The organism is Qipengyuania gaetbuli (genome assembly GCF_009827315.1).
GTDB classification, from domain to species: Bacteria; Pseudomonadota; Alphaproteobacteria; order Sphingomonadales; family Sphingomonadaceae; genus Qipengyuania; species Qipengyuania gaetbuli.
The window spans coordinates 1462735-1473615 of sequence record NZ_WTYF01000004.1; the positions used below are offsets into that span (position 1 = coordinate 1462735).

A 10881-nucleotide genomic window follows, 5' to 3' on the forward strand; every position below is an offset into this window, starting at 1 on the left:
CATGGCTTTCAATATCCGCAATCTCAGCTTTTCGAGGCAGATCCTCCCGGTCATCGCGCTTGCCGCGCTGTTGCTGGCGGCAATCTTCATCATTTCCGGGCTTCCCGACCGCACGTTGAGCGAGCCGGAACGCGATCCGCCCCGTGCACCCGAGCAGCTGGCAGATGCTCCGCGTGTCGCCGGGTCAGGCGTGGTCGAACCTTCGAGCGAGCTTATCCAGATCGGCTCGGCACTGTCGGGCCTCGTTACCGGCCTTTATGTCCAGCCGGGTGACCGGGTGAGCCAGGGCCAGCTGCTGTTTACCGTCGACGACCGTGCCGCGCGCGCCGGACTGCGCGAAGCGGAAGCCGCGATCGGCGAGGCACGGGCGGCAATCGCAGAGGCGCAGACCGCGCGCAGCACAGCCTTGCGCCAGCTCGACCTTTATCGCGGCGTCGACGATCCTGCAGCGGTCAGCCGTTCGGAAGTCATCCGCGCAGAAGGCGAAGCAAGCGCTGCGGGCGAACGGCTCTCGCTTGCCCGTGCCCGGCTCGAAGCTGCGCAGGCCCGCGCCGCCAGCGCCCGCACCGAAATCGGCCGGCTGAGCATCCGTGCTCCGATTGCGGGCGAAATCCTGGCGGTGAACATCCGCAAGGGCGAATATGTCTCGACCATGGGTGGCGGTGGTTCCCAGCCCTTCATCGAGATGGGCCAGACCCAGCCGCTGTTCGTGCGGATCGACATCGACGAAGAACAGGCCGCACGCTTGAATCTGGGCGCTCCGGCCACTGTCAGCCCACGCGGCGCGTCCGATCGGCAGGTGCAGGCCCGCTTCGTGCGCGCCGAACCGCTGGTGGTTCCCAAGCGCTCGCTAACCAATTCTGCCGCAGAGCGTGTCGATGTGCGCGTATTGCAGGTGCTTTATGCCTTGCCCGATGCAACGAGCGAGGACGAACGCCTGTTCCGCGTCGGACAGCAGGTCGATGCCTACATCCCGGCGGTGAAGGCACGATGAAACGCGCGTTCCTGATCGCGGCCTCCACCCTTGCGCTGGGTGCCTGCGCAGGCGGTCCGCCGCCCGAAGTGGCAACGCCCGAGCCGGTCCTGCCCGCGCAATATCTCTTCGCACCCGATACGGCGACGGACACCGCACTCGCTTCGCTGCTGCCTGCCAACGATCCCGCATTCGACACGCTGGCCGCACAAGCGCTCGCCGGGTCTCCGACGCTGGGTGAAGCGCTTGCCCGCATCGACCAGGCACGCGCAGGCGCGGACCGTGCAGGTGCCGAACGCCTGCCCAGTGTCGGTGCCAATGCGAGCGTCGAAGGCAGGCGCAGCAATCCAGCGCAGTTCGGCGGCAATTTGCCTGCCTCCATCTCCTTCGACACCGAACAGATCGCCTATGCCGCGAATGTCACGGCGCGGTGGGACCTCGACCTTTTCGGTCGCCTGCGAGCGCAGGAACGCGCGGCGCTGGCCCGTATCGACGCGGCCGACGCCTCGGCCCGCGGCGTGCGCAATGCGCTCTTGGCCGAGATCGCGGCGAGCGTGATCGACTGGCGCACGCTCGACGCCCGCAAGGCAGCGATCGAGGAAGACCTCGCCGCAGCGACCGAGCTGGCAAGGCTGGCAGGGGTGCGCGAGCGCGCGGGCCTTGCGCCCGGTTTCGACCGGGTTCGCGCCGAGAGTGCCGCAAACGCCTCGCGCAGCCGCTTGGCGGCGGTCGAGAGCGAGCGTGCGCGGATCATCGGGCGACTGGTCACGCTGACCGCCCAGGGCGGCGCGCAAGTACGCGCGGCACTCACCGCGAATGCGCCGGACGTCGGCCTGGCGAATGCACCGGTAAGCCTGCCCAGCGCACTACTCGCCAACCGTCCCGACGTCCTCGCCGCGGCAGCCTATCTGGCGGCGGAAGATGCCGAACTGGCGGCAACCGCACGGCGCCGTTTCCCGACTTTCGACCTGTCGGGCGTGATCGGCCTGCTAGCCTTCAGCCCGGGCGACCTGTTCGACGAGGATTCCATCGTCGGCTCGCTGGCTGCCGGCATTGCGGGACCGCTGCTCGACTTCGGTCGCATCGAGGGCGAGATCGACGGCGCCGCTGCGGAAAAGCGGGCGTCTTTCGAGGCGTATCGCGGTGCGGTCTATACCGCGCTGGGCGATGCGGAGGCGGCCTACGGGCTCGTCGCTGCTGCGGATCTCGAGGCCTCGGCCGCAGCGCAGGAGGCAGCCAGCCTGTCGCGCGCGGCAGCGCTTGCCGAAACTCGCCAGCGCGCGGGTCTCGCTGACTTCCTGACCGTGCTCGAAGCGCGCCGCGCCGCCGATGCGAGCGGCGAGCGGGCAGCCGCTGCAGCCGGCCGTGCGGCACGGGCGCGGGTGATCCTTTGGCAGGCGCTTGGCGGCGACACTCAGCCGATGACGCGGTCGACCAGCCAGTAAGCCCCGGTGATACCGATGGCGTAGGAGGCGAGCCGCAAGGCCGGTGCCTCGACGCCCGGACGCATTTGCCGAACAGCCCACAGCAGGCCCATCACGACCGCGATTACGAGCAACTGCCCGGCCTCGACGCCGAGGTTGAAGCTCACCAGCGCAGCCGGCACCTCGCCTTCGGGTAAGCCTATTTCCCGCAGCGCGCCGGCAAAGCCGAAGCCGTGGAGCAGGCCAAACAGGAACGCGACAACCCAGGGCAGGCGGCGAGTCAGCGTTTCGCGCGTGCCGCGTGCGATCTCAACGGCGAGGAATACGATCGACAGCGCGATCAGGGCTTCGACCGGTCGCTGGGGCAGCCCTGCGAAACCGAGCGTGGTCGCTGCCAGCGTGAGTGAATGCGCCACGGTAAACGCCGTCGCAGCCTTCACAACTGCCCAGCCGCGGCCGACCAGCAGGACCAGCGCAATCACGAAGAGCAAATGATCCCAGCCGGCCAGTATGTGTTCGACGCCGATGGCGAAGTAGCTGCGCCACACCTGCGAACTGGACGGGACGGCCGAGATTTGCGCCAGCGGCTCGGCTGCAGTCAGCCGGTGCACCTGCACCGGACGGTCGAGCGGTGCGACCCGCAGGACAGCGTCCGATTGGCCGACCAGCGCGGGCCAGCCCATCGCCTTGTCTGTCACCGGCCCTTCGCAGCGAACGGCCGCGCGCCCGGTCACGGCAAGGGCTGCCTTGTCGAGCGCCGGTTCGCCATCGAACCTGCAACCCTCAGGCAATTGAGGCCGCGCCAGACTGGGCGCGTTGGGGCTGGACAAGGGCTCACGCCAGCCGATCGACCAGCGCGTGTCGTCCACCTGTTCGAACTGGATGGATATGGGACGAAGCTCGTCGGCCAGCGCCGGCGACGATAGGAACACGGCCAGCAGGATCGCCAGCAGGCGGATCATTCAATTTCCACCTTATAGGCGTCGCGCAACAGCCGGTAAGCCTCGGCTCGCCGGTCTGCCAGCGTCCCGTTCCGCCAATCGGCCTCGACCTTGTCGCGCACGCTCTCGAAGGGCTGGACCGCGACACCGCTACGCTTCGACAGGCGCACGAGATGCCAGCCGAAGCCCGAAGGCAACGGTCCTTGCCACTCGTCCGACACCGGCAATTGGGAAATCTCGCCGACGAATTGCGCACCGAACACGCGCGACACCTCGTCGATGGTCACGCCGTCCATCCGGCCGGGAAGGCTGATCGCCATTCCGCTTGGTTCCCGGTCGCCCGACGCATCGAGCGCAGCAGTCTGGCTGTCGAAGTAGAGCTGTTCGAACGTGACCTCACCGCCGCCGGCGAACCGGTCCGGATTGGCGGAATGCCACTGGCGCAGTACCTCTTCCGAAGGGCTGGATGTTTCGACCTCGGCGCCCGCCAACTCGTCCATCTTGGCGGCCAGGCGCCGACGGACTGCCGGGTCGCCCTGGTCCAGGCCGAGGCGCAGCGCCTCGCGGTAGAGAATTTCCTCACGCACCCAGCGATCGACCTGGGCCGCAAGCTCAGCATCGGTCGGCGGCCTGCCCATGGTCCGTTCGAACCCGAGGGCCAGCGCCGCCTGCTCCTCGCGCGAGAGGACGATCGTGCGATCGGCAGGATCGACCGGCTCACCCCTGAGCGCGAGCAGCCCCCAGATGACCGCTCCGGCGATCAGGAAATGCGCGAGCGGGTCGCGCAAGGCCTTGCGGATCATTTCATGATCGGCGGTGCATCGCCGGGTGTCTTTCGAGGCCGAAGCCAGACGGGCGAGGAATAGGCGCGTTCCTGCGTGATGCTGGCCTCCACCACCTCCGAAGGCAGCTTCAGGCCGAAGCGCTTGGCATCGAAAAGCACCCAGTTCGGCGTCGGGATCTCGAGCACGCGGACGTAATAGAAGGCCCGCTGACCCGCACGGTAATCGGGATCGGTCCAGGTAGCCCGCAATTCTGCCGCACCGATGGAGTTTGCATAGCTGGCCTGTGCGCGATCAACCGTATCGCCGACCGGCGGCAGGGCATCGGCACTGGCACCTTCACGGCCGCTCCATGCGATATTGTAGACCTTCTCGCGCTGGGTGCCGTCGGCATCGAGCCAGCCCTTCACGATCTGGACCCGGTCGAGATTAGCGCCGTCCGGATCCTTGAGCGCGCTCACGAGGAACACGGGCGCCTTGCCCGCATCGACGAGGTCGCCGCCCATCGGAACCCCGCGTGTGTATCCAGCGCGGACCCAGTCGCCTTCCCAGTCGCTGTCGCTGAAATCGAAGCCTGCAAAGAGCCGCACGACCATGCGCGAACCCGTGGTCGCATAGACTTCGCGCCGCATGAAGGCATCGAAGATTTCCGCCCGCGTGTTCCCGCGCGCCCAGGCAGCCGCATAGCCGCTGGCGAGGTAGTGCCAGCCGAAACGCCCCTGCCTCGTGCCTAGGTTCTGCGGCAGCATGGCTCGATCGCTTTTCGGCTCGTTGCCCGTGTGCTTGCCGAAGAAATTGTCCTCGTCGGCAGTCGCAAGCGCCGTGTGGCTGTCGGTCGAACCGATCAGGCCGAAGGCATAGGGATTGGCGCCCATCCGTTGCTCCAGCGTCAGCCCGCGCAAGAGGGCCGAACGCACGTAGCTTCCCGCGAACATGTCCGGCGTTGTCTTGGCGGTCAGCGGCAGATTGCCAAGGTCCCAACCGGCATCGCCAAAGCCGGCGAATTCGTCGTTCGGCGAGAGGAAGGAATGGGATTCGCTGTCACCCTTGATCTGCGTCACCTCGACGACCGGTTCGCGGGCCGCCCGGCGCCGTGCATAGTCCGCGCTCATCGGGCCGCCGTCAGGGCCAATCAGTTCGAACATCATGCCGTTCGACAGGTTCGAATTGTGCGGGATGGCGAGGACCTTGCCCGAGGTCTTCTCCTCGTAAGCCTCCATGTAGTCCCACAGGCCGCTCACGTCGCCATCTAGGCCGGGATAGGGCACGACCTCGCCAGTCTTGGCGCTCCCGTCGCGGAACATGACCACGCGGTGCAGATTGTTGCCGCCCGGCATGAGCGACCATTCGAAGCCGGCAAAGGCTGTGAACGTGCCCGGGTCGTTGTACCGGTCGAGCAGCGCAAGGTGCCGGTCCCACAGGTCGCGGGTCGCCTTTGCCTGCCGTTCCGGATCGCGCAGCGCCTCGGGAATCTCGTCATTCGCGGCCGCCGTGATGAGTTCTGCAACGGCCCGCGTCGATTGATCCGGGCTCTCGTGCATCATGTCGCGCCAGCGTCGCAGCGTGGGGTCGCGCACCATCATACGCGGTGCGTCGTAGAGACGGCGGGTTGCGCCCATCGCGTCCGAGTGGTCGGCAATGACGAGGAAATCGAGCGGCCGGTCGAGCCGTGCCGCCGTCCCGGTCGTGGCGATCACCTCCTCTCCGCGCGCGAACTTCAGCGCGTCTTCCGCGCCCAACCGGACGCCGAAACCGAAGGCATCGACCGACACGTCGGTATGCAAATGAGTATCGCCCCAATAGGGACGGTCGGGGAACTCGGCGAGTTCGATAGTGTCCGTCCCGTCCCCGCTCTTCGCCTCGTCTGCGCCGCCCGTACCGGGCATGCCGCAGGATGCGAGCAGGACGGGTGCAGCAAGCAACCCGAAGCGTTTGATCATCCCAATTTCCCCTCTCCGCCAGCGAATGTGCCGGAGCGCAGGGGATCAGGTCAAGCAGGTATGCTGTTTGAAACCCATTCGAGGCGCGCCATGCCCCCGTCACCACCCTCTTCCGAGGTGGAATAATAGTAGGTACCGCCGCCCAGTGCAGCGACGGCGAGCAGCATGGACAGTAGCATGATGGCACCGTCGCGGACGGTCAGCGCGAGCCCGATGGCGGTAATCGCCAGCATCGGCCCGCTGCTGGCAAAGGGCAGGAATTCTAGCGGGGGTACGGTCAGGCAGAGCAGGATCACCACCGCAGCCGCAATCCGCACCCAGATGCCCTTGGTCAGCGCCTCGAGCCTGCCGTGGCTGTGTTCGTCGAGCCAATGGGCAATTCCGCGCAGCTTGCCGATACCCTTGTGCAGCTTGCGGCTTTCGACCGCGCGGTCCTGCAGCCATTGCGGCATCCAGATGTGGTCCTTGCCGAGCAGCAGCTGCACCGCCACCAGCCCGATCACCACGGCAAGGAACGTCGGCACGCCGGGAATCCCGCCGACCGGCGTGATTTCCAGCAGTGCGGGCAGCATGATGAACGGCCCGAAACTGCGCCCGCCGAAATCGTCGAGCACATCGCCGATACGCACCTTCTCGCCCTTGGCGGCAAGGTCGTCGAGTTCGCCCAGTACGTCCTCGACGCCTTCGGGTTGGTGATCGCTCATGCGCCTCTCCTCAAGCGGTCAGAACGCACGAACTGCCAAAAAGGCTACGCGGCCCCGGCAGGTGCCTTCTTCAGCAGCGCCGAACGCTCGCACCGGCACACCACCTCGCCCCGCTGGTTCACCGCCTCGTGGAGGAAGGTCACGATGCCGGTGTCGGGCCGCGACTTGCTTTCGCGCAGGCCCACGACCTCGCTCGTCGCATGGAGCGTGTCCCCGATGAAGACCGGCTTGGGCATGACCAGCTTGTCGTAGCCGAGGTTCGCGACCAGCGTGCCCAGCGTCGTATCGCCCACCGAGAGGCCCACCATCAGCGAGAAAGTGTAGGTCCCGTTGACGAGGATCTGCCCGAACTCGCTTGCCTTCGCTGCTTCCACGTCGAGGTGGAGCGGCTGCGGATTGTGGGTCATCACGGTGAAGAAGAGGTTGTCCGCTTCGGTCACCGTGCGCCGGATCTCGTGGGTCAGCTTGTCGCCGACCCGCCATTCATCGAAATAGCGGCCCGCCATTACGCATCGAACCCCATGACGGCCTTGACCTCGAGGAAGTCGTGGAAGCCCCACTCGCCCCATTCGCGGCCGTTGCCGGACTTCTTGTAGCCGCCGAACGCCGCGTTCATGTCGTAGCCGCCGTTGATAGCTACGCGGCCTGCGCGAATGCGCTTGGCCAGGCTTTTCGCGGTTTCGATATCCTCGCCCATGATGTGGCTGGCGAGACCATATTCGGTGTCGTTCGAAATGCGGATCGCATCGTCGTAATCCTCGTAGCCGAGGATGCAGAGCACCGGCCCGAAGATTTCCTCGCGCGCGATGGTCATGTCGTTGGTGACATCGGCAAAGACGGTCGGCTTGACGTAATGGCCGGTTTCCAGCCCCTCGGGCTTGCCCGGACCGCCGGCGACCAGCGTCGCACCTTCCTCGATACCCTTTTCGATGAGGCCCTGGATCTTGTCCCACTGGGCCTTGGAAACGACCGGGCCGATGGTGGCATTGCCCTTGGGATCACCGGGGATCACGCCCTCGGCAGCTTCCTTCGCGGCGACCTTGGCCTCTTCCATCCGCCTGTGCGGTACGAGCATGCGGCTCGGCGCAGTGCAGGTCTGGCCCGAATTGCCCATCATCGCGGTGGTGCCGCGCATGACCGACTTGGTGAAGGCGCTGTCGTCGAGGATGATGTTCGGGCTTTTGCCGCCCAGTTCCTGTGCCACGCGCTTGACCGTGTCGGCCGCATTCTTGGCGATCAGGACGCCTGCGCGGGTCGAGCCGGTGAAGCTGACCATGTCGATGTCGGGATGGCCAGAGATCGCCTCGCCCACGCCCGGTCCGTCGCCGTTGACGAGGTTGAAGACACCCGCCGGCACGCCTGCCGCATCGAGGATTTCGGCAAAGATATAGGCGTCGAACGGCGCAATCTCGCTAGGCTTGAGCACCATGGTGCAGCCGGTCGCCAGTGCCGGGAAGACCTTGCAGGCGATCTGGTTCAGCGGCCAGTTCCACGGAGTGATCATGCCGACAACGCCGATCGGCTCCCACACATGCAGCGTCGGGCCGTCCTGCCGTTCGAACTCGAACTTTTCGAGCACCTCGATGGCGGTCTGGCAGTGCCCGGCGAGCAGGCCAGTGTGCGGACCGTTCGCAAGGCTCATCGGTGCGCCCATTTCCTCGCTCACGGCGAGCGCGAGATCATCCTTGCGATTGGCGATCTCGGCCTGGATCGCCCGCAGCAGCGTGAGGCGTTCCTCCTTGCTCGTCAGGCTGAATGTCTCGAACGCACGGCGCGCGGCCTTGACCGCCTTGTCGACGTCGGCAGCGCTGCCGAAGCTGATGTGACCGATGGTCTCTTCGGTGGCGGGATTTTCGACCGGCTGGGTGTTGGCGGTGACCGGGTCGACCCACTGGCCGTCGATGTAGAACTTGGTGCAATCGCGCATGGGAAATCTCTCCTTATGCGCGCTCCACTAGCCCCCTTCGCTCCAGCGCGCCACCACCTCTTCGCCGTCCTGCGCACTGTCGCGGATCGTGCCCGGCGTGCGGTCGAAACGCGGGGCGGGCGCGGTGTGCCAGCGCCCGCCATGTTCGACGAAAGCACCGCGCGCCTTCATGTGCGGATGGTCCTTCGCCTCGTCCAGCGGAACGACAGGAGCGAAGCAGGCATCGGTGCCTTCGAGCAGGACGATCCATTCGGCCTGCGTCTTGGTCTTGAACATGGCCGCGAGGCGATCGGTGTAGTCGTCCCAATTGGCTGGGTTCATCTGGCCTTCGCGCAATTCCTCGGGTGCATCGGCACGCTGGAGCAGCTCGGCATAGAACTGCGGTTCGATCGCCCCGACGCTGACTTCCTTGCCGTCGGCACATTCGTAGCAGCGATAGAAATGCGCCGCCCCGCCAAGCAGGCCCGCGCCGCGTTCCGTCGTGCGCAGGGCGCTGTGCGGCTGGCCGAAGAAGAAGCTCATCAGGCTGGTCACGCCGTCGACGATTGCGGCGTCGACGACCTGCCCCTTGCCGCTGCGCTCGCGCTCGTAGAGCGCGGCGAGGATGCCCATGGCACAGTACATCGAACCGCCGCCGAAATCGCCGACGAGGTTCTGCGGCGGGATCGGCAATTCGCCCTTCGCGCCGATGGAATCGAGCGCGCCGGTGATCGCGATATAGTTGAGGTCGTGCCCGGCGGCCTGCGCCAGAGGCCCGTCCTGTCCCCAGCCGGTCATGCGGGCATAGACGAGCCGCGGGTTGGTCTCGAGCAGGACATCGGGACCCAGCCCCAGCCGCTCCATCACGCCGGGGCGGAAGCCTTCGATCAGCACGTCGGCATGGGCCAGTGCCGCACGGACGAATTTCTGCCCTTCCTCGCTCTTGAGATCGACCGCCGCGCGGTGGCGGGCACGTTCGACGACAGGGTTCATGGGCTGGTGGCCGGGCCGTTCGATCCGCACGACTTCCGCGCCCAGGTCGGCAAGCATCATCGCCACGTGGGGTCCGGGTCCGATGCCCTGGAATTCGACGACCCTGAGGCCGGTAAGCGGTCCGTTGGCGGCGTGTTCGCCCATGATTCTCTCCTCGTTTCCGGCTGGGAAACAAGGCGAAACGGTTCGCAATTGCAACGCTTTTCGATGCGGTCAGCCGCCGGTGACGCTCATGTGCCTGTGCGTGGCAGGTTCGGGACGGGCGATATCGAACTGGTGACGCTGCGGCTTTCCAAGCAGCAAGAGGTCGAGCGCATCGTCGAGCGCGCCTGCACCCGACGACCGCATGATATCGCGCAATTCGACCTTCTGGTCATGGCCGAGGCAACCGTAGACAGTCCCGGTGGCCGCGATGCGGATGCGATTGCACCCCGCGCAGAAATTGTCGCTCAGCGGAGTGATGAACCCGATTTTCCGGCCGGTTTCGGCCACATCGACATAGCGCGAGGGGCCGCCCGTCCGGTGGAACGAAGGGGTCAGCGTCAGCTCTCTCTCCAGCAGCTCGCGCGCTTCGGAGAGCGGCAGGTAAGTGTCGCTGCGCTCTCCCTCGACATGGCCCAGCGGCATCGTCTCGATCAGCGAGAGGTCGCAGCCGCGCGCACCGCACCACCGTGCCATGGTGACGATCTCGCCATCGTTGACACCGCGCAGGGTGACCATGTTGACCTTCACCGCCATTCCCGCAGCAAGGGCGGCATCGATGCCTGCGACCACTTTCGCAACGTCGCCGCCGCGGGTGATGCGCGCGAAGGCATCGGGATCGAGCGTGTCGAGGCTGACGTTTGCGCGGGCGATCCCGGCGGCGCGCAATTCCTGCGCCATCGCGGGCAGGCGCGTCCCGTTGGTCGTCAGCGTCAGTTCCTTGAGGCCGCTGTCGAGCAAGCGCCCCAGCATCCGTGCGAGGTCCGTGAACCCCTTGCGGACCAGCGGTTCGCCGCCGGTCAGCCTGATGCGTTTCACGCCGCGCGCGACGAGATGCGCGGCAAGCTGCGAGATTTCTTCCAGCGTCAGCAGGTCGCGGCGCGGGAGAAACTCCATCTCTTCGGCCATACAATAGGTGCAACGAAGGTTGCAGCGGTCCGTGACCGACAGCCGGACGTAATCGATCCGGCGGCCGAAGCTGTCGACCATGGAGAAGGCTGCGCTCATGCCGGCAAC

10 protein-coding genes are annotated in these 10881 nt (G+C 66.3%); 2 read left to right on the forward strand and 8 right to left on the reverse strand.

Annotation, left to right across the window (positions count from 1 at the left end):
• Position 1: 1 nt before the first annotated feature.
• Together GRI42_RS09645 and GRI42_RS09650 are read left to right on the forward strand one after the other, a co-directional pair.
• Positions 2 to 994: an efflux RND transporter periplasmic adaptor subunit gene (locus GRI42_RS09645; protein WP_160608291.1), complete on the forward strand. Its 993-nt coding sequence runs from the start codon at positions 2 to 4 to the stop codon at positions 992 to 994.
• Entirely contained in the window at positions 991 to 2418 is a 1428-nt protein-coding gene (locus tag GRI42_RS09650; RefSeq protein ID WP_160608292.1) for an efflux transporter outer membrane subunit, read from the forward strand. The genes GRI42_RS09645 and GRI42_RS09650 overlap by 4 nt, the downstream gene beginning before the upstream one ends.
• Here the strand turns inward: GRI42_RS09650 and GRI42_RS09655 are convergent.
• The 8 genes from GRI42_RS09655 to moaA form a co-directional block, all read right to left on the reverse strand.
• Positions 2388 to 3359: a HupE/UreJ family protein gene (locus GRI42_RS09655; protein ID WP_160608293.1), complete on the reverse strand. Its 972-nt coding sequence runs from the start codon at positions 3357 to 3359 to the stop codon at positions 2388 to 2390. The genes GRI42_RS09650 and GRI42_RS09655 overlap by 31 nt on opposite strands.
• Positions 3356 to 4141: a peptidyl-prolyl cis-trans isomerase gene (locus tag GRI42_RS09660; RefSeq protein WP_160608294.1), complete on the reverse strand. Its 786-nt coding sequence runs from the start codon at positions 4139 to 4141 to the stop codon at positions 3356 to 3358. Before GRI42_RS09660 ends, GRI42_RS09655 begins: the two co-directional genes overlap by 4 nt.
• Positions 4138 to 6060, reverse strand: a complete 1923-nt coding sequence (locus GRI42_RS09665) for a DUF3604 domain-containing protein (RefSeq protein WP_160608295.1) — start codon at positions 6058 to 6060, stop codon at positions 4138 to 4140. The genes GRI42_RS09660 and GRI42_RS09665 overlap by 4 nt, the downstream gene beginning before the upstream one ends.
• 50 nt (positions 6061 to 6110) lie before the next feature.
• Complete coding sequence (locus tag GRI42_RS09670; protein ID WP_160608296.1) at positions 6111 to 6764, reverse strand: exopolysaccharide biosynthesis protein; 654 nt, start codon at positions 6762 to 6764, stop codon at positions 6111 to 6113.
• 44 nt (positions 6765 to 6808) lie between these two features.
• Positions 6809 to 7270 carry a MaoC family dehydratase gene (locus GRI42_RS09675; protein ID WP_160608297.1) on the reverse strand — a complete coding sequence of 154 codons (462 nt, stop codon included), beginning with the start codon at positions 7268 to 7270 and terminating at the stop codon, positions 6809 to 6811.
• Positions 7270 to 8691 carry an aldehyde dehydrogenase family protein gene (locus tag GRI42_RS09680; protein WP_160608298.1) on the reverse strand — a complete coding sequence of 474 codons (1422 nt, stop codon included), beginning with the start codon at positions 8689 to 8691 and terminating at the stop codon, positions 7270 to 7272. The genes GRI42_RS09675 and GRI42_RS09680 overlap by 1 nt, the downstream gene beginning before the upstream one ends.
• 27 nt (positions 8692 to 8718) lie before the next feature.
• A complete protein-coding gene (locus GRI42_RS09685; RefSeq protein WP_160608299.1) occupies positions 8719 to 9807 on the reverse strand; it encodes a CaiB/BaiF CoA transferase family protein in 1089 nt (362 codons plus the stop codon).
• A gap of 69 nt (positions 9808 to 9876) precedes the next feature.
• Positions 9877 to 10872, reverse strand: a complete 996-nt coding sequence (gene moaA, locus GRI42_RS09690; RefSeq protein ID WP_234033926.1) for a GTP 3',8-cyclase MoaA — start codon at positions 10870 to 10872, stop codon at positions 9877 to 9879.
• Positions 10873 to 10881: the final 9 nt, after the last annotated feature.